The organism is Reyranella sp. (genome assembly GCF_004297405.1).
GTDB lineage: Bacteria > Pseudomonadota > Alphaproteobacteria > Reyranellales > Reyranellaceae > Reyranella.
In genome coordinates, this window is the sequence record NZ_SCVC01000012.1 from 81166 (window position 1) to 99202 (window position 18037).

Sequence of the window (18037 nt, forward strand, 5' to 3'; positions counted from 1 at the left end):
TGTAGATCAGGAGTGTTAGCGCGTGCCTTGCGGCAGACCCGGCGCCAGGCCTGGCGCGGGAGCGGGGGCCGGAGCGGGCTGACCGCCGCGCGGCTGCGCCGGACGCGGCTGTGCCGGTTGGGCCGGCTGGAGCGTCTGGATGAGCGCGCGAACCTTGGCAGCTTCGGCGTCCTGTGCCTTCTTGAACTCGTCTTCGCTCAGGAAGCGGTCCTTGTTGCCGTCGATCTCCAGGAACTGCTTCAGCGCATAGGCCGTGAGCTCGACGCGGTCGAGCTGGCCGTCCTTGTTGGTGTCGATCTCGGCGAACTTGCGCAGCGCGATCTGCTTGCGCAGGTCGAAGGGCAGCAGGTTCTTGGCCTGCGGGCCATCGGCCGGGCCGGCCATCACCAGATATTCCGCCTGGTTGATCTTGCCGTCGTTGTTCTTGTCGAGCTGATCGGCCGAGCGCATCTGCATGTCGATGAATTCGTTCAGCGTCATCAGACCCTGGCGACGACGCGCCTCGGCCTGCTGGCGCTCCTGGGCATCACGCTGCAGCGAGCGCTGCACGATCAGGCGAACCTCCGGCTCGGTGACCTTGTTGTCGCGATCGGTGTCGTAGTTGTTGAACTCGGAGTGAACCAGTGCTTCGGCCTCACCACGCTCGACGAAGCCGTCGCGGTTGGTGTCGAGGTTCTGGAACTCGGCCCGTGCCCGCGCCTTACGCTCCTCGAGGGGCGGTAGGTTCGGTACATCGGGAGTCAGCGGCGGTTCGGTGACCTTGAGGAACTCCTCGAGCGACAGCTTGTTGTCCTTGTTACCGTCGAGCTGCTCGAACGACTTCATGCGGTACTTCAGAAAGTCCGCGCGCGTGATTTCGCCCTTCTTGTTGACGTCGATCTCAACAAACCAATGCGGCAGCGGAATCGCAGGCGGCGTTGCAGCCTGTGCCGGTGGTGCCGCCGGAGCGCCTGCCGCTGGAGGAGTGGCAGCAGGAGGAGTCGCGGCAGCCGGCGGCTTGTTCGCAGGCCACCCTTGTGTGGGCGGCGTCTGCGGCTGCGGCGGTGTCTGCTGAGCGACAGCGGGAGCGGCGAGGCAGGTGGCAGTAAGAAGGAAAAGCGACGGACGGAAAAGACGATGCATCGGCGGTAGGCCCGCTTTGGGAGGGGAGGTTTCGTATCGGTTGCAATGCGTTCGCTGTCAATGTCCGCAGAGCGACGGTATCCTGCGGCGCAATCACGCCCAAAGCATGGCGTCATGCCATTTGAGTTGCGTCCCACATTGGGATACGCCATCGTAATTCATCGAGATGACTCCGAAGAAGGGTCGCAAGTACTTGGGAGGCAAGGGTAATTTCGGCGTGTTGGCGCACGGTTTGTGCCGACTGTCGAAACCGGCACAATCATGGCAGCACCGTCCTCATCTCGCGGCTCGGCGCTTTTGAGCGTCCGTGACGTCTCCGTCCGCTTCGGGGGAATCATCGCCCTCGATGGCGTCAGCTTCGATGTCTTTCCCGGCCAGATCGCCGGTCTGATCGGCCCCAATGGCGCGGGCAAGACGACGCTCTTCAATTGCCTCAGCCGCCTCTACACGCCCAACGGTGGCGACGTACTGTTCGAGGGCCAGTCGATCCTCAAGCGTCCGCGTCATGACATTCCCCATGTCGGCATCGGCCGCACGTTCCAGAACGTGGCTCTCTTCGACAAGATGACCGTTCTCGACAACGTGAAGGTCGGCTGCCACTCCGTCAGCTCCACCTCGTTCTTCGAGAACGCGCTGCGCCTGCCCAAGGTCAAGGGCGAGGAGGATCGCATCACCAAGCGAGCCATGGAACTGATCGAGTTCATGGACCTCGTGCCCTTCACGAATGCAATGGCTGGCCCGCTGCCTTTCCCCATCCGCAAGCGTGTCGAACTGGCGCGTGCGCTGGCCTCCAGCCCCAAGCTGTTGCTGTTGGACGAGCCGGCGGCCGGCCTGAACCACGACGAGATCGAGGTGTTGAAGGGGCAGATCAAGCGGGTGCGCGAAACCCAGCATGTCACCGTGCTGCTGGTCGAGCATCACATGAGCCTTGTCATGTCGGTGTCGGACAAGGTGGTCGCCATCGACTTTGGCAAGAAGATCGCCGACGGCACGCCGGCGGAAGTGCAGCGCGATCCCGAAGTGATCCGCGCCTATCTGGGGACTGCGTAAATGGCGGCACTGCTCGAAGTCAGCGGGCTGAAGGCTTTCTACGGCCAGACCCAGTCTCTCTACGATGTCGGGTTCGAAATCCCGACCGGTGGCATCACGACGTTGTTGGGGGCGAACGGAGCCGGGAAGACCACGACGCTCCGCGCCATCTGCAACATGGTGCGTACCGACGGCACCGTCCGCTTCGACGGCAAGAATATCCGCGGGATGGCGACCGAGGAGATCGTGCGCCGGCGGATCGCCCATGTGCCCGAGGGCCGCGGCACCTTCACCACGCTCACGGTCGACGAGAACTTGCGGATTGCCGCCTACACGCGACGCGACAAGCAGGGTGTAAGGGACGAGCTCGATCGCGTCTTCACCTATTTTCCGCGCCTGAAAGAACGCATCCAGCAGCAGGCCGGCACGCTTTCGGGCGGCGAGCAGCAGATGCTGGCGATTGCCCGCGCGCTGATGCTGAAGCCCCGGTTGATGCTGCTCGACGAGCCGTCATTCGGCTTGGCACCGCTGATCGTGCAGGAGATTTTCCGCATCCTGAAGCGCATCAACGAAGAGGAGAAGGTGAGCATCCTCCTGGTCGAGCAGAATGCCGCCCTGGCTCTGGACCTCGCCACCCACGCCTACGTTCTCGAGACCGGCCGGGTCGTGATGTCCGGTCCGTCCGCCGTCGTGAAGAACGACGAGAACGTCCGTAAGTCCTATCTCGGCTACTGAGGCGCAGACCATGGAACAGTTCCTCCAGCAGATTGCCTCGGGCCTGGCCAACGGCGCCATCTATGCCTGCGTCGCTCTGGCGTTGGTGATGATCTACGTGTCGACGGACCACATCAATTTCGCCCAAGGCGAGATGGCGATGTTCTCGACCTACTTGAGCTGGCAGCTCATGACCTGGGGCTTGAGCTTCTGGGCGGCCTTCATCGTGGCCGTGGCGCTCTCCTTCGTGATGGGCGTGGTGATCGAGCGATTGATCCTGCGACCGCTGCATAACGCGCCGGTGCTGTCGATCATCGTGGTGTTCATCGGCCTGCTGGCGATCTTCAATTCGGTCGCGGGTGCCATCTGGAGCTACCTGATCAAGGAATTTCCCTCGCCATTCCCGAAATCGAGCTTCGGCATCGCCGGCGTGATCGGGCCGCATCAGTTGGGCGTCGTGGTGGTGACGCTGGTCGTGCTGGGCCTCCTGTTCGTCTTCTTCCGCTACACGCCGCTCGGCTTGGCGATGCGGGCGGCCGCGCAAAACCCTCAGATGGCGCGGCTGGTCGGCGTGCGCGTCGACTGGATGCTGGCGCTGGGCTGGGGACTCGCATCTTCGATCGGCGCTGTCGCGGGCATCATGGTGGCGCACATCGTCTACCTCGATCCCAACATGATGGCGGGTATCCTGCTCTATGCCTTCGCCAGCGCTCTGGTCGGCGGCATCTCGAACCCGGCCGGCGCCGTAGCAGGCGGCTTCATTGTGGGCGTGCTCGAGAACATGGTGGCCTATGCCGGTAACCAGATCGAGAAGGCGACCGGCATCTACATCATCGGCAACGGCGAAAAACTCACCGTGGCCCTGATCATCGTGATCTTCGTGCTGACCGTGAAACCCGCCGGCCTGTTTGGCCGCGTCGTCGTGAAGAGAGTCTGAGACATGGCCAGCACGTCGAAAAAGTGGGTCCTCGGCATCGTCGTCTTGGCGTTCGTCGTACCGCTTCTGAAGCCGATCTTTCCCGACGCGATCTCGGACTATCGGCTGTTCCTGGTCAGCACCATGATCATTGCCTCGATCGCGGTGTTGGGGCTGAACCTGCTGACGGGATTCAACGGCCAGTTTTCGCTGGGCCACGGCGCCTTCTACGCAGTGGGCGCTTACACCGCCGCCGTCCTGATGGATCAATTGAGCGTGCCCTATTGGGCGACGATCCCGGCGGCGGCGATCGTCTGTTTCATCGTGGGTTACCTGTTCGGCCTGCCGGCGCTAAAGCTTGAGGGCCACTACCTCGCGTTGGCGACCTTTGCGCTCGCTTTGGCGGTGCCGCAGATCCTGAAATACAAGTGGCTCGAAGGCTTGACCGGCGGCGTGCAGGGCATCGTGCTCAACAAGCCCGAGGTGCCGTTCGGCTTGCCGCTGTCGGAAGACCAATGGCTCTACTACTTCTGCCTGGTCGTGATGGTCATCCTCTTCTGGGCGGCGGCCAACATGCTGAACAGCCGGAGCGGCCGCGCCATGATGGCGATCCGCGACCAGTATATGGCGGCCGATACGATGGGTATCGATACTGCCCTCTACAAGACGGTCACCTTCGGCATCAGCGCGGCCTATACTGGCATCGCCGGTGCGCTCTCGGCCTCGGCCATCGCTTTCGTCGCGCCCGACAGCTTCAACATCTTCCTGTCGATCAAGTTCCTGATCGGCCTGGTCGTGGGTGGCATCGGCTCGCTGACCGGCTCAGTGATCGGCGGCATTTTCTACGTGCTGGTCGACAACTCGGCGCAGGCATTGTCGCAGTTCGTGAAGAACGACCTCGGCCTGCCGTTCGACCTCTCGGCCTATACCGTGTTCGGTGTTCTGCTGATCGCCATTATTTACCTGATGCCGATGGGAATTGCCGGCGGTCTTTTCATGGCATGGCGCAAGATCAGGGGCGCCCGGTAGAATCAAAGCGCGCTGTTCAACTTCTCCGTTCGCGTGGCGAACGGCATAAGAGTCGCACGTCAGCAAAGCCTCTTTAATTCGCCAATATTTCAGGCGAACATCTTCCCTACCTATGAAGAAAAGGGAGGATCCAAACGTGAAGACGAGTAGACGTGGTTTTGTAGGCGGTGCGTCCGCGCTGGCAGTGTTCTCTGGTACGACTGCCGCGTTCAGTCAGAAGAAGTATTCCGACGGCGCGAGCGATACGGAAATCAAGATCGGCCATACCGGTCCCTATAGTGGACCGGCTTCCTCCTACGGCCAGATCGGCAAGACGCTCGAAGCCTATTGGAAGAGCGTCAATGATGCCGGCGGCGTCAAAGGCCGCAAGATCAAGTTCCTGACGCTCGACGACGGCTATAATCCGGCGAAGATCGTGGAACTGACCCGACAGCTCGTCGAGCAGGAGAAGGTGCTGTGCCTTTTCAATACGCTGGGCACGGCCAACAACACTGCCATCCACAGGTACATGAACCAAAAGAAGGTGCCGCAGCTCTATGTGGCGACCGGTGCATCGAAGTGGGGCAAGCCCAAGGAGTTCCCGTGGACGATGGGCTTCCAGCCCGACTACCACACCGAGGGCGTTGTCTACGCCAAGCACATCCTGGCGAATGTGAAGGATCCGAAGATCGGCGTGCTGATGCAGAACGACGATTACGGCAAGGATTACTGGGAAGGCTTCAAGGAAGGCCTTGGCAAGGAGAGCGGCAAGGTCGTCAAGCACGTGACCTTTGAGGTTACCGATCCCACGGTCGACAGCCAGATCATCCAGCTCAAGGACTCCGGCGCCAACGTCTTCTTCAATATCGCCACGCCCAAGGCGGCCGCGCAGGCGATCCGCAAGGCGGCCGACATCGGTTGGAAGCCGGTACAGTATCTCAACAATGTGTCGGCGTCGGTCGGCTCGGTGATGAAGCCCGCCGGATTGGAAAACAGCCAGGGCATCATCACGGCGCAGTATCTCAAGGACCCGACCGACAAGCAGTGGGAGAACACCGACGACTTCAAGGCGTGGGTCGCCTGGATGGACAAGTGGATGCCGGGCGCCAACAAGGCCGATGCCAATCACGTGTTCGGCTTCGCGGTCGCCAGCCTGATGCACGAGACCCTGAAGAAGTGCGGTGACGAGTTGACGCGCGAGAACGTCATGCGCCAGGCGGCCAACTTCCAGAAGTACAAGCTGCCGCTGCTTCTGCCGGGCATCACCATCAACACCAGCCCGACGGATTTCTATCCGATCCAGTCGGTGCAGCTGGCCCGCTTCAAGGGCGAGAGCTGGGATCTGTTCGGCGACGTCATGTCGGCCGAAGGGTCCTGAGACTTTCCGATATCCACGCCGGGAAGGCCGCCGCAAGGCGGCCTTCTCTTTTTTGCCCTATTTCACAGGCAAGCACGCGCCCCGTTTGACATTGGGGAACAAGCGTATGCGTAGGCGTGATTTCGTGGGCGGCGCGGGTGTATCGGCCGCCGCATTGCTTCTGGCCGCAGAAGTGGCCGGCCAGAAGAAATACGATGACGGCGCCAGCGATACCGAAATCAAGATCGGCCACACCGGCCCGTATAGTGGCCCGGCTTCTTCTCTCGGCATCATCGGCAAGTGCATCGAGGCCTATTGGAAGAGCGTCAACGAGGCCGGCGGCATCAACGGCCGCAAGATCCGATTCATCTCTCTCGACGACGGCTATTCGCCGGCCAAGACCGTTGAACTGGTGCGCCAACTCGTCGAGCAGGAGAGGGTGTTCTGCCTGTTTGACACGCTCGGAACGCCGAGCAACACGGCGATCCACAAATATCTCAATCAGAAGAAGGTGCCGCAGCTCTACGTCGCCTCGGCCGCCTCGAAGTGGGGCAAGCCCAAGGAGTTCCCCTGGACCATGGGCTTTCAGCCCGACTACCACACCGAAGGCGCGATCTATGCGCGTCATATCCTGGCCAACGTCGAGGAACCGCGCATCGCCGTCCTGATGCAGAACGACGACTACGGCAAAGACTACTGGGAAGGCTTCAGGCAGGGCCTCGGCGCCAATGCGGCAGGTAAGGTCGTGAAGCATGTGACCTACGAAGTCGCCGATCCGACGGTCGACAGCCAGATGATCCAGCTCGCGGCTTCCGGCGCCAATGTCTTCTTCAACGTGACCACGCCCAAGGCGGCGGCCCAGGCGATCCGCAAGGCAGCCGATCTCGGCTGGAAGCCCGCACATTATCTCAACATCGTCTCCGCGTCGGTGGGGACGGTGATGAAGCCTGCTGGATTGGAGAACGGACAGGGCACCATCACCGCCCAATACCTCAAGGACCCGACTGACCCGCAGTGGGCCGACGATCCCGAGATGAAGGCGTGGCGTGCCTGGATGAGCAGGTGGATGCCGGGTGCCGTCCAGGCAGACGCCAACTACGTCTTCGCTTATGCGGTCACGTCGGTGATGCACGAGACGCTGAAGAAGTGCGGCGACGAGCTCACACGCGAGAACCTGATGCGTCAGGCCGCCAGCCACCAGAGGCTGCACGTGCCGTTGCTGCTGCCTGGTATCACCGTGAACACGAGCCCGACCGATTTCTACCCCGTTCAATCGATGCGGCTCGCCCGCTTCAAGGGCGAGAGCTGGTATCTGTTCGGCGATATCGTGTCGGCCGAAGGTTAGCGAGGTGCCGCGGGAATGGTGAGACCGCGCTGGACCGCTGGCCTTTCGAGGCAGCGATCCAGCCAGGCTGGCACCTTCTTCAGCGAATCGAACGCCACCAGATCGCGCGCCTCGTAGAAGGTGATGAGGTTACGCACCCAGCCGAGCGTCGCGATATCGGCGATGCCGTACTCCTTGCCTGTCAACCATTCACGGCCGTCGAGCCGCGTTTCGAGCACGTCGAGCAGTCGCTTCGACTCGCCGACATAGCGCTCGAGCGGGCGCTTGTCGGCGAAGTCCTTGCCGGCGAATTTGTTGAAGAAGCCAACCTGTCCGAACATCGGGCCGATCGCTGCCATCTGAAAAAAGACCCACTGGATCGTCTCCCATCGCCCATGTTGGGTCGCCGGGATGAAACGGCCGGTCTTGTCGGCGAGGTAGAGCAGGATCGCCCCAGACTCGAACAGCGCGATCGGCCGGCCTTCCGGCCCATTGGGATCGATGATTGCCGGAATCTTGCCGTTGGGATTGAGCGCAAGAAATTCCGGGGTCTGGTTCTCGTTCTTCATGATGTCGATTCGGTGCGGCTCGTAGGCCAAGCCGAGTTCCTCCAGCATGATCGACACTTTCACACCGTTGGGTGTAGGCAGCGAATAGAGCTGGATGCGATCTGGATGCGCAGTCGGCCAGCGCGTCGCGATCGGAAAAGCGGACAGATCGGCCATAAGAAACTCCGTGAAAAACTGTCCCTCATTAGTCGACGCCCTAAGCGGAGGCTATCGGGCCGTGGTGGCGCAGCATTGCAGAGGTTGTGAAAGTGTTGGCTCTTTTCAAGCCACGTTTTTGGGCAGAGGCTTCCTTCATAAATTTCAAATGAAGGAGGAAGCGTTGATTACCAGTAGGCGTGGTTTCATTGGTGGCGTTTCAACAGCAGCGTTGCTTTCCGGAACAACATCGGCGTCGGCGCAGAAAAAGTACGACGACGGCGCGAACGACAAGGAAATCAAGATCGGGCATTTCTGCCCCTATAGCGGGCCTGCCTCGGCGTACGGCGTGATCGGCAAAGGACACGAGGCCTATTGGAAGGCCGTCAACGATGCCGGTGGCATCAACGGCCGCATGGTCCGCTTCGTCACACGCGACGACGGTTACAATCCGGCGAAGTCGGTCGAGGTGACGCGCGAACTGGTCGAGCAGGAGAAGGTGCTGTGCCTCTTCAATACGCTCGGCACGCCGACCAATACGGCGATCCACAAATACGTGAACCAGAAGAAGGTGCCGCATCTCTACGTGTCGACCGGCGCCACGAAGTGGGGCAATCCGAAGGACTTCCCCTGGTCGATGGGCTTCCAGCCCGACTACCGCACCGAAGGCGTGATCTATGCCAAGCATGCGCTGGCGAACGTCAAGGATCCCAAGTTCGGCGTGCTGATGCAGAACGACGATTTCGGCAAGGACTATTGGGACGGCATCAAGGAAGGGCTGGGCAAGGACGTTGTCAAAGGTGTGAAGCTCGTCACCTATGAGGTGACGGACCCGACCGTGGAGTCGCAGATCATCCAGCTCAAGGACTCCGGCGCCAACGTTCTTCTGAATATCTCGACGCCGAAATTCGCGGCCCAGTCGATTCGCGCGATGGTCAACATCGGCTGGAAGCCGGCGCACTATCTCACCAATGTCTCGGTCTCGGTCGCTTCGGTGATGAAGCCGGCGGGTTTCGAGAACAGTCAGGGCATCCTGTCCTCATCCTACATCATGGACCCGACTGACAAGCAGTGGGCAGACCACGAGGACATCAAGGCCTGGCGCGCGTGGATGACCAAATACATGCCCAATGCCGACCAGGGCGATGTGAACTACGCCTTCGCCTACGCCGTCAGCTCCCTCATGAAGGAGACCTTGAAGAAGTGCGGCGATGACCTGACGCGCGCCAACGTCATGCGCCAGGCTGCGAACTTCAAGAACCAGCGCATCCCGATGGTGTTGCCGGGCATCACCATCAACACCAGCCCGACGGATTACTATCCGATCCAGGCGATCCAGCTTGCGCGCTTCAAGGGCGAGAGCTGGGAGTTGTTCGGCGAGGTGCTTCACGCCGAGAGCAGCTGACGCTCCTCCCGTTGAAGGCAGCAAAGGCCGCCGGTAGCCGCCGGCGGCCTTACTTATTCCGCAATGCAGTATCTGCGGGCGCTCCGCCTCGCAATATTTTCACTTTTCAGGCCTCCGGTTTAGCGCGACGATATTCCGCATAACGAACAAGTCAGGGAGTTGAAGCGTTTAACCAAGGAGGCAACGTTGAAGACCAATAGGCGTACTTTCATCGGCGGAGCATCAACCGCCGCTATTCTGTCCGCGTCAGGCGTAGCGTTTGCCCAAAAGAAGTACGACGAGGGAGCGACCGACAAAGAGATCAAGATCGGTCACACCAATCCCTATAGCGGACCGGCCTCGGCCTACGGCGTGATCGGCAAGACGATCGAAGCCTACTGGAAGAGCGTGAATGAGGCCGGCGGCATCAACGGCCGCATGGTCAAGTTCATCACCCGCGACGACGGTTACAATCCCGCAAAGACCGTCGAGATGATCCGCGAACTGGTCGAGCAGGAGAAAGTGCTCTGCACCTTCAATACGCTCGGCACGCCGACCAACACGGCGATCCACAAATACATGAACCAGAAAAAGGTGCCGATGCTGTTCGTCGCCACCGGTGCATCGAAGTGGGGCAAGCCCAAGGAGTTCCCGTGGACGATGGGCTTCCAGCCCGACTATCACACCGAGGGTGTGATCTACGCCAAGCACATTCTGGCGAATGTGAAGGATCCGAAGATCGGCGTGCTGATGCAGAACGACGATTACGGCAAGGACTATTGGGAAGGCTTCAAGGACGGGCTCGGCAAGGATGCCAACAAGGTGTCCAAGCATGTCACCTACGAGGTGACGGACCCGACGGTCGACAGCCAGGTAATCCAACTCAAGGACTCTGGCGCCAACGTCTTCTTCAATATCGCCACGCCGAAGTTTGCGGCGCAGGCAATCCGCAAGGCGGCTGATATCGGCTGGAAGCCGGCGCAGTATCTCAACAACGTGTCGGCTTCGGTCGCGTCGACCATGAAGCCGGCAGGTTTCGAGAATAGCCAGGGCATCCTCACCGCTGCCTATGCGATGGACCCCACCGACAAGCAGTGGGACGACAACGCCGAGATGAAGACGTGGCGGGCATGGATGGCCAAGTCCAACCCACAGGGCAACCTGACCGACGCTTCGAACGTCTTTGCCTATGCCGTCTCGTTCCTGATGCACGAGACACTGAAGAAGTGCGGCGACAACCTGACACGTGAGAACCTCATGCGTCAGGCCGCCAATCACCAGAAGCTCCGGGTGCCGCTGCTGCTGCCGGGGATCACCGTCAGCACGAGCCCGACAGACTTCTATCCGATCCAGGCCGTCCAGCTTCAGCGCTTCCAGGGCGAGACCTGGCACCTGTTCGGCGACGTCATGCACGCCGAAAGCACCTGATCCAGTATTCCCTCCGCTCCTGACTGCCGATGATTGGGCGCAGGAGCGGAGGGGCTTACTTGCGCTGCAGCGCCTGGCGGCATTCGGCGGTGTCGATGCGGCCGTTCTTGTCGAGATCGCAACGAACGAAGTTGCTCTCGCCCTGGGCCATAAACTCCACGAGGGTCACGACACCATCCTTGTCTGCGTCGAGGCGCTGAAAGTAGCTCGACTGGCGGCTGGCCTGGCGATCGCTTGGCAGGACGCTGTTGCCGGCAGCCGGGGTGCGGGCAAAGAGTTCGTCCTGGCTCAGCTTGCCGTCGCCATTGGCATCCAGCCGCTTGAAGCGTGCCTCCTGGCTCGTCTTCCATTCCTCGCGGTCGACGGCGCCATCCTTGTTTGTGTCGTAACGCATGACGCCGCTGGCGTTGTTGCGTGGCTGCTGCTGGGCGAGGGCAGGGGCGGCCAGGGTGAGGAGGGCTGCAGCGAGCAGGGTCAGCTTAGGCATATATCCTATCCTTAAGGTTGTATCGGAGACATTCAATACAATCTCAAGTCTCCTTACCGCGCCTTCTGAGCCCCGATATAGTCTGGCCCGCGACCGAATTGTGGCCGCGTTGAGGTTTTGTTCTCCTCTGGGGATATCCCATGGCCTACGACTACGATCTCTTCGTCATTGGTGCCGGTTCGGGCGGCGTGCGGGCTTCGCGCATTGCGGCAGGCTACGGCGCACGCGTCGGTATCTGCGAGGATTATCGGGTCGGCGGCACCTGCGTGATCCGCGGCTGCGTGCCGAAGAAGCTCCTGGTCTACGGATCGAAGTTCGCGCACGAGTTCGAGGACGCCGAGGCCTTCGGCTGGACGGTGCCGGCGCCCACCCATTCCTGGCCGACCTTGCGTGACAATGTGAACAAGGAAGTGGACCGCCTGAATGCGGTCTACTTGCGCCTGCTCGACGGCGCTGGCGTGAAGCTGCACATGGGCCGCGGCCGCCTGATGGATCGCCACACGATTCAGGTCGGCGACCAGACCATCACCGCTGACAAGATCCTGATTGCCACCGGCGGTCATCCGGTGATCCCGCCCATTCCCGGCCGTGAGCACGCCATCACCTCGAACGAGGCGTTTCATCTCAAGGAATTCCCCAAGCGCATCACCATCGTCGGCGCCGGCTACATCGCCGTGGAATTCGCGGGCATCTTCAACGGGCTGGGTGCCAAGGTCGATCTGGTGCTGCGGCGCGATCGGGTGCTGCGTGGCTTCGATGAAGAATGCCGCACCTTCGTGCATGAGGCGTTGGGCGACAGCGGCATTCGGCTCCGCACCGAGATGGAGATCGGCCGCATCGTGGCGAAGGGCAAGGACGGGACGAGCGGCCCCTTCGAGATCCATACGCCCCATGGCGGCATGTTCGAAACCGACTGCGTGATGTACGCGACCGGCCGCGCGCCCAACACGTCGGGCATCGGACTCGAGAAGGTCGGCGTACAGCTCGACAAGGCCGGCGCCATCGCCGTCGACGAATGGTCGAAGACGACGGCGGAGAACATCTGGGCCGTGGGCGATGTCACCGACCGCATCAACCTGACGCCCGTCGCCATCATGGAAGGCCACTGCTTCGCCGACACCGAGTTCGGCAAGAAGCCGCGCAAGCCCGACCATCGCGACGTGCCGTCGGCCGTCTTCTGCCAGCCCGAACTCGCGAACGTCGGTCTGACCGAGGAGCAGGCCAAGCTGCAGCTGGGCGAGCTGCGGGTCTACACGGCCGCCTTCCGGCCGATGAAGTACACGATCTCCGGCCGGCACCAGCGGACCTTCATGAAGCTGATCGTCGAGGCGGCCACCGACAAGGTCGTCGGCGTCCATATGGTCGGCGACGACGCTGCCGAACTCATCCAGGGCCTGGCCGTGGCCGTGAAGGCCGGGGCTACCAAAGCCCAGTTCGATGCCACCGTCGGCATTCACCCCACGGCAGGTGAGGAGTTTGTCACCATGCGCACGGCACGGGCCGATTCGGCCCCCAAGAGAGCGGCCGCAGAGTGATTTTTGGGCTCTCTAGCCCATCTGGTCTTTTATCCACAGCGCGTATAGGTTCACCACCCCCGAAGCGGCCCCCTTTGTTCCTGGCCGCCGGGTTCAGGAGGAGTCGATGACCGCGATTCAGGGCCCGTCCAAGGTGGCCGCGAAAGCGCAGTCCCGCAGTTCGAGCGCCGCCGACTGGTCATTGACCAGCTGGCGCAGCCGGCCGGCCTTGCAGATGCCGGTCTATCCCGATGCCGCCGTCCTGGCGAATGCCGAGGCGCGTCTGCGCCGCTATCCGCCGCTGGTCTTTGCCGGTGAGGCGCGCAAGCTCAAGGGCGCGCTGGCCAAGGTCGCCAACGGTGAGGCCTTCCTGCTGCAGGGCGGGGACTGTGCCGAGAGCTTTGTCGACTTCACCGCCAACAACATCCGCGACACGTTCCGCGTGCTGCTGCAGATGGCCGTCGTGTTGACCTATGGCGCCGGCGTGCCCGTCGTGAAGGTTGGCCGCATGGCCGGCCAGTTCGCCAAGCCGCGCTCGTCCAATGTCGAGAAGATCGGCGACGTCGAGCTGCCGTCCTATCGCGGCGACAACGTCAACGGCTTCGAGTTCACGGCCGCCGCACGCCTGCCCGACCCGGAGCGCATGGTGCAGGCCTATAACCAGTCGGCCGCGACCTTGAACCTGCTGCGCGCCTTCGCCCAGGGCGGCTATGCCGACCTGCACGAGGTCAATCGCTGGAATCTCGACTTCGTGCACAACTCGCCGTCGTCGGAGCGCTACCACGATCTCGCGGCGCGTCTCGACGAGACCTTGAACTTCATGGCTGCCTGCGGCCTCACCTCGGCGACGACGCCGCAGATCGCCGAGACCGACTTCTTCACCAGCCATGAGGCACTGCTGTTGCAGTACGAGGAGGCGCTGACCCGCGTCGATTCGACTTCGGGCGACTGGTATGACTGCTCGGCCCATATGCTGTGGATCGGCGATCGCACGCGTCAACCCGACGGCGCGCATGTCGAATTCATGCGTGGCGTTCGCAATCCGATCGGCTTCAAGGCCGGGCCGACGATGCCGACCGACGACCTGCTACGTCTGATCGATGCGTTGAACCCGAGCAACGAGGCCGGCCGTATCGTCATCATCGCGCGTATGGGCGCCGACAAGGTGGGCGACAAGCTGCCGGCCCTGGTGCGCACGTTGAAGCGCGAAGGGCGCACCGTCGTGTGGTCGTGCGATCCCATGCACGGCAATACGGTTACCGCTTCGAATGGCAGGAAGACCCGCCATTTCGATGCCATCCTGAACGAGGTGAAGGCCTTCTTCGCCGTGCACCGCGCCGAGGGAACGCATCCGGGCGGCGTGCACTTCGAGATGACCGGCCAGGAAGTGACGGAGTGCATCGGCGGTTCGACCGACATCACGGTCGATAACCTGAACGAGCGCTACGAGACGCAGTGTGATCCGAGACTCAACGCCAGTCAGGCACTGGAGCTCGCGTTCCTGTTGGCCGAGCAGCTCAAGGCCGAGCGCCTGTCGGTCGCCAGGGCACGCCCCGCCGTCTGATCAAAGAAGAAACGCAGCGTAGGCGAGCCGGGGGAAGTCTATGACGACGCAGCCGACTAACGGCGAGATCGAGCGCTATACCGATCACTACTTCAATCGCACGAAGCAAGTGATCGGCCGATTCGGCGACGCCCGCGTGACCTACGCCATCTTCATGCGCCGGCCGGTGGTGTTTGCACCGCGGCTGGCGCTGGAGTGGCTGGAGGAGACAGGCCGGGAGCGCAACACCAAGGTCGAACTCGACCTGCGCTACAACGAGGGCAAGTGGGTCGGCGCCGGTGAGCCGATGATGTACATCACCGGCTCCTTCTTTCATCTCGTCGATCTCGAGACGATCTTCCTACAGAAGCTGGGGCCGTCGTGTGTCGCGGCCTACAACGCTTGGACGATGTGCGCCGACCTGCCGAAGGCCGCCTTCCTTGCCATGGACGCGCGCCACTGCGCAGGGCGCGAGATGGCCGAGATGATGGCCTATGCCGCTTCAGTCGGGTCCGCCCGCGCCAAGCGCAAGGTTGGCGCCATCGGCTTCATTGGTAATGCCACGCACGCGACCGCGCATTTCTTCGGCCGCGAGCAGGGGCTCGGCACCATGCCGCATGCGCTGATCGGCTATGCCGGTTCGACCCTGCGGGCGGCCGAGATGTTCGCCGAAACCTTCCCGGATGAGCCGATGACCGTGCTGGTCGATTACTTCGCGCGCGAAGTTTCGGACTCGCTGGATGTCTGCCGCCGCTTCCCGGAGTTGGCGGCCAAGGGAATGCTCTCGTTCCGCCTCGACACGACCGGCGGCCGCTATATCGAGGGGCTGGACCCGGCGTCGTCCTATGCCGTGCTGGAGCGCTTCTCGCCCGAATCGATCCGTGGCTACAGGAGCGAGGAAGAGCTGCGTTACCTCGTTGGCACGGGCGTTTCTGCCGCCGCGATTTTCCATCTGCGCGCCGAGCTCGACCGCGCGGGCTTCAATGCGGTGAAGATTGTCGCCTCTTCGGGATTCGGGCCGGCCAAGTGCCGCGTCATGGCCGAAGCCAAGGCGCCGATCAATGTCGTGGGTACGGGCTCGTTCCTGCCGTCCAACTGGACCGAGACCTACGCGACCGCCGACATCGTCGAGTACAACGGCGAGAAGCGTGTGAAGATCGGCCGCGAATTCCTGCATCGCGTCCGTCCCAACGGCAGCACCAAGCCGCTCTAGTTTTCGGGAGATCAGTATGCTCAAGCTTTACTATGCGCCGGGCGCCTGCTCGACGGCGTCGCACATTGGCCTCGAGGAAAGCGGCACCGCCTACGAATCGCAGGCGCTGAGCTTCGCGAAGAGCGAGCAGAAGACCCCGGAATATCTCAAGGTGAACCCGCGTGGCCGCGTGCCGGCGCTGGTGGTGGACCAGGGCGCGATCGTCGAGAACACAGCGATCCTCGATTACGTCGCGGCCAAGTATGCGCCGCAACTCATGCCGAAGGACCCCGTCCAGCGGGCGCGGGCGATCTCGCTGATGGCCTGGTTCTCTAACGCCGTGCATCCGAACTTCACGCATATCGGCCGGCCTGAGCGTTTCGCCACCGATACAGCCGTGTTCGATCACCTGAAGGCGGTGGGGCGGGAGAATTTCCACGCCAACCTCAAGGAGATCGACGGGCTGCTGGCCGGCAAGACCTGGATCCTGGGCGAGGACTTCTCGGTGGTCGACGGCTATGCGCTCGTCTTCTACGGCTGGGGCAAGCGCATCGGCCTCCCCATCGGTGAACTCAAGAACTACACGGCCTGGAAGGATCGCATGCTGGCGCGCCCGGCCGTGAAGCGCGTCCTGGAGCGTGAGCAGAGCGTCCTGTTGGCGGCCTGAACACCGTCGACCATGAAGTTGCTTGCTGCCGGAAACATGACCGCCTATAACGCGGTTGCGAATCATTCGCATATTGGGAGTGGACGGACGGCGTGGCCCCGGCGGACCAGATGCTTGCGCTCTACCTGGAGCATCGCAGAGCCCTGGTGAACTACGCCAACGGCATCGTTCGTGACCGGGCAGGGGCCGAAGACGTCGTCCAGGAGGCCTACCTTCGTCTGAGCGCGGCCAGTCAGGAAATCACTCATCCTGTAGGCTACCTCTACCGCATCGTGCGCAATCTGGCGCTCGACTGGGCGCGCCGCTCTACGACCGAGCGACCTGACGCCATGGCCCCAAGTACCCTGGAGGCCGTGCCGCACGAGGCTCCGTCGGCCGAGCATGTGCTGTTGTTCCGTGACGAATTGCGTCTCCTGCAGGAAGCGCTGGCAGAGCTGCCGGAGCGCACCCAGACCGCCTTCCGGATGTACAGGTTGGAAGGACAAACATTGCAGCAGATTGCAAATCATCTCGGCGTTTCCGTTGTGCGTGCCCATCAGCTTGTAAAAGAGGCGATCGTCCACGCCGCCCATCGGCTCGATCGTTCCGAGCATTGATTTTTTTGAGCGAGCCTTAAAAGTCGGCGACGGAAACCGTCTGTTCGTGTGAGGCAAAAGAGAGATCGGTGGACCCAGCAGCGGACGACGGAGACTTGTTGCGCGAGGAGGCTGCGGACTGGCTGCTGCGACTGCAGGCGTCGCCGGGCGATGCGGCCGTGCGTGCCGGCGTCGACGCTTGGCTTGCCGCAAACGAAGCCCATCGCCGGGCCTATCGCAGCGTCGAGCGCGTCTGGCGCGTATCGGCTGGCCTTCCTGCGGTTGCCCCTGCGGAGATTTCCGCGATTCCTACACAGCGCGCCGGGCGCATGCGTCGCGCCATGGCCTTGGCCGGTATCGCCTTGGCGGCTTGCCTGGCGCTGTACTTCTTTCCCGCACTGCAGCTTCGTCTGCAGGCCGACCACCTGACAGGCGTCGCGGAGTTGCGCACGCTGACTCTGGATGATGGCAGCATCGTCTATCTCGACGCCGAGAGCGCCATTGCCGTCCGATACGATGCAGGACGGCGAGAGATTGCGCTGCTGGCTGGCCAGGCGTTTTTCGAGGTCGTGCCGGCAAAGGATCGGCCGTTCATCGTCACGGCCGGCGAGGTGAGCGTGACCGTCACCGGTACGGCCTTCGACGTGCGTTCGTCGGACGATAGCGTGACCGTCGGCGTGCAATCGGGGACCGTCGAGGTCCGGCTCGATCGCGGCACCCGACTGGCAGCGACGCTGACGCGTGGCGAGCGGCTCAGGGTGAGCGGTGAGGGTAGGCAGGTCGCGAAGTCGGAGATCGCGCCGGAAGACGTCGCTTCGTGGCGTGAGCGCCGCCTGATCGTCGATGGCGCGACACTAAGCGAGGTCGTCGCGGAACTGGACCGGCATCATCCTGGCCTCATCGTGCTTCGTGATCGCTCGCTCGGCGACCGTCGCATCACGGGAGTCTTCGATCTGCGTCATCCCGTCGAGGCATTGCAGGCGGTGGCGCACACGCAGCAGGCGTCTGTCGTCGAGATCACGCCCTACCTGCTGATCGTCTCGGCGCGATAAAATTTTGCCGATCGTCCCTTA

General features: G+C 62.3%; 17 protein-coding genes. 14 read left to right on the forward strand and 3 right to left on the reverse strand.

What is annotated here, in order from left to right; translation table 11 throughout:
• Positions 1-15: 15 nt before the first annotated feature.
• Positions 16-1122 carry an EF-hand domain-containing protein gene (locus EPO50_RS10160; RefSeq protein WP_296343544.1) on the reverse strand — a complete coding sequence of 369 codons (1107 nt, stop codon included), beginning with the start codon at positions 1120-1122 and terminating at the stop codon, positions 16-18.
• 261 nt (positions 1123-1383) lie between these two features.
• Here EPO50_RS10160 and EPO50_RS10165 point away from each other — a divergent pair, with 261 nt between their 5' ends.
• The 6 genes from EPO50_RS10165 to EPO50_RS10190 all read left to right on the forward strand — a co-directional run bounded on the left by EPO50_RS10165 (position 1384) and on the right by EPO50_RS10190 (position 7491).
• Positions 1384-2172: an ABC transporter ATP-binding protein gene (locus EPO50_RS10165; protein WP_296343547.1), complete on the forward strand. Its 789-nt coding sequence runs from the start codon at positions 1384-1386 to the stop codon at positions 2170-2172.
• The gene (locus tag EPO50_RS10170; RefSeq protein ID WP_296343549.1) at positions 2173-2886 is read left to right on the forward strand and encodes an ABC transporter ATP-binding protein; all 714 of its coding nucleotides are present in this window, start codon (positions 2173-2175) and stop codon (positions 2884-2886) included.
• A gap of 10 nt (positions 2887-2896) precedes the next feature.
• Positions 2897-3802 carry a branched-chain amino acid ABC transporter permease gene (locus EPO50_RS10175; protein WP_296343551.1) on the forward strand — a complete coding sequence of 302 codons (906 nt, stop codon included), beginning with the start codon at positions 2897-2899 and terminating at the stop codon, positions 3800-3802.
• A gap of 3 nt (positions 3803-3805) precedes the next feature.
• Positions 3806-4810, forward strand: a complete 1005-nt coding sequence (locus EPO50_RS10180) for a branched-chain amino acid ABC transporter permease (RefSeq protein ID WP_296343554.1) — start codon at positions 3806-3808, stop codon at positions 4808-4810.
• Positions 4811-4946: 136 nt separating this feature from the next.
• Positions 4947-6167, forward strand: coding sequence for an ABC transporter substrate-binding protein (locus EPO50_RS10185; protein WP_296343556.1), 1221 nt, complete (start codon positions 4947-4949; stop codon positions 6165-6167).
• Between the two features lie 106 nt (positions 6168-6273).
• Entirely contained in the window at positions 6274-7491 is a 1218-nt protein-coding gene (locus tag EPO50_RS10190; RefSeq protein WP_296343558.1) for an ABC transporter substrate-binding protein, read from the forward strand.
• Here the strand turns inward: EPO50_RS10190 and EPO50_RS10195 are convergent.
• A complete protein-coding gene (locus EPO50_RS10195; RefSeq protein WP_296343560.1) occupies positions 7488-8195 on the reverse strand; it encodes a glutathione S-transferase N-terminal domain-containing protein in 708 nt (235 codons plus the stop codon). The two genes, EPO50_RS10190 and EPO50_RS10195, sit on opposite strands and share 4 nt — an antisense overlap.
• 166 nt (positions 8196-8361) lie before the next feature.
• Here EPO50_RS10195 and EPO50_RS10200 point away from each other — a divergent pair, with 166 nt between their 5' ends.
• Complete coding sequence (locus EPO50_RS10200; RefSeq protein ID WP_296344191.1) at positions 8362-9579, forward strand: ABC transporter substrate-binding protein; 1218 nt, start codon at positions 8362-8364, stop codon at positions 9577-9579.
• A gap of 186 nt (positions 9580-9765) precedes the next feature.
• Positions 9766-10986, forward strand: coding sequence for an ABC transporter substrate-binding protein (locus EPO50_RS10205; RefSeq protein WP_296343562.1), 1221 nt, complete (start codon positions 9766-9768; stop codon positions 10984-10986).
• Positions 10987-11041: 55 nt separating this feature from the next.
• On the opposite strand, the gene EPO50_RS10210 is transcribed toward EPO50_RS10205, so the two are convergent.
• Positions 11042-11473 (reverse strand): EF-hand domain-containing protein, encoded by a 432-nt coding sequence (locus EPO50_RS10210; RefSeq protein WP_296343564.1) that lies wholly within the window; start codon positions 11471-11473, stop codon positions 11042-11044.
• A 140-nt stretch (positions 11474-11613) separates the two neighbouring features.
• Between EPO50_RS10210 and gor the strand changes: the two genes are divergently transcribed.
• The 6 genes from gor (at position 11614) to EPO50_RS10240 (ending at position 18016) form a co-directional block, all read left to right on the forward strand.
• Positions 11614-13008 (forward strand): glutathione-disulfide reductase, encoded by a 1395-nt coding sequence (gene gor / locus EPO50_RS10215; RefSeq protein WP_296343566.1) that lies wholly within the window; start codon positions 11614-11616, stop codon positions 13006-13008.
• A 106-nt stretch (positions 13009-13114) separates the two neighbouring features.
• A complete protein-coding gene (locus EPO50_RS10220) occupies positions 13115-14551 on the forward strand; it encodes a class II 3-deoxy-7-phosphoheptulonate synthase (RefSeq protein ID WP_296343568.1) in 1437 nt (478 codons plus the stop codon).
• 40 nt (positions 14552-14591) lie between these two features.
• Positions 14592-15743, forward strand: coding sequence for a hypothetical protein (locus EPO50_RS10225; RefSeq protein WP_296343570.1), 1152 nt, complete (start codon positions 14592-14594; stop codon positions 15741-15743).
• A gap of 16 nt (positions 15744-15759) precedes the next feature.
• The gene (locus EPO50_RS10230; protein WP_296343572.1) at positions 15760-16389 is read left to right on the forward strand and encodes a glutathione S-transferase N-terminal domain-containing protein; all 630 of its coding nucleotides are present in this window, start codon (positions 15760-15762) and stop codon (positions 16387-16389) included.
• Positions 16390-16499: 110 nt separating this feature from the next.
• Positions 16500-16985 (forward strand): sigma-70 family RNA polymerase sigma factor, encoded by a 486-nt coding sequence (locus EPO50_RS10235; protein ID WP_296344193.1) that lies wholly within the window; start codon positions 16500-16502, stop codon positions 16983-16985.
• Positions 16986-17053: 68 nt separating this feature from the next.
• Positions 17054-18016 carry a FecR family protein gene (locus EPO50_RS10240; RefSeq protein WP_296343574.1) on the forward strand — a complete coding sequence of 321 codons (963 nt, stop codon included), beginning with the start codon at positions 17054-17056 and terminating at the stop codon, positions 18014-18016.
• Positions 18017-18037 lie beyond the last annotated feature (21 nt).

Coding starts and splice junctions, on each gene's coding strand:
- EPO50_RS10160 (WP_296343544.1), bottom strand. CDS start 1,122: ATGCATCGTCTTTTCCGTCCGTCGCTTTTCCTTCTTACTGCCACCTGC.
- EPO50_RS10165 (WP_296343547.1), top strand. CDS start 1,384: ATGGCAGCACCGTCCTCATCTCGCGGCTCGGCGCTTTTGAGCGTCCGT.
- EPO50_RS10170 (WP_296343549.1), top strand. CDS start 2,173: ATGGCGGCACTGCTCGAAGTCAGCGGGCTGAAGGCTTTCTACGGCCAG.
- EPO50_RS10175 (WP_296343551.1), top strand. CDS start 2,897: ATGGAACAGTTCCTCCAGCAGATTGCCTCGGGCCTGGCCAACGGCGCC.
- EPO50_RS10180 (WP_296343554.1), top strand. CDS start 3,806: ATGGCCAGCACGTCGAAAAAGTGGGTCCTCGGCATCGTCGTCTTGGCG.
- EPO50_RS10190 (WP_296343558.1), top strand. CDS start 6,274: ATGCGTAGGCGTGATTTCGTGGGCGGCGCGGGTGTATCGGCCGCCGCA.
- EPO50_RS10195 (WP_296343560.1), bottom strand. CDS start 8,195: ATGGCCGATCTGTCCGCTTTTCCGATCGCGACGCGCTGGCCGACTGCG.
- EPO50_RS10210 (WP_296343564.1), bottom strand. CDS start 11,473: ATGCCTAAGCTGACCCTGCTCGCTGCAGCCCTCCTCACCCTGGCCGCC.
- gor (WP_296343566.1), top strand. CDS start 11,614: ATGGCCTACGACTACGATCTCTTCGTCATTGGTGCCGGTTCGGGCGGC.
- EPO50_RS10220 (WP_296343568.1), top strand. CDS start 13,115: ATGACCGCGATTCAGGGCCCGTCCAAGGTGGCCGCGAAAGCGCAGTCC.
- EPO50_RS10225 (WP_296343570.1), top strand. CDS start 14,592: ATGACGACGCAGCCGACTAACGGCGAGATCGAGCGCTATACCGATCAC.
- EPO50_RS10230 (WP_296343572.1), top strand. CDS start 15,760: ATGCTCAAGCTTTACTATGCGCCGGGCGCCTGCTCGACGGCGTCGCAC.
- EPO50_RS10235 (WP_296344193.1), top strand. CDS start 16,500: ATGCTTGCGCTCTACCTGGAGCATCGCAGAGCCCTGGTGAACTACGCC.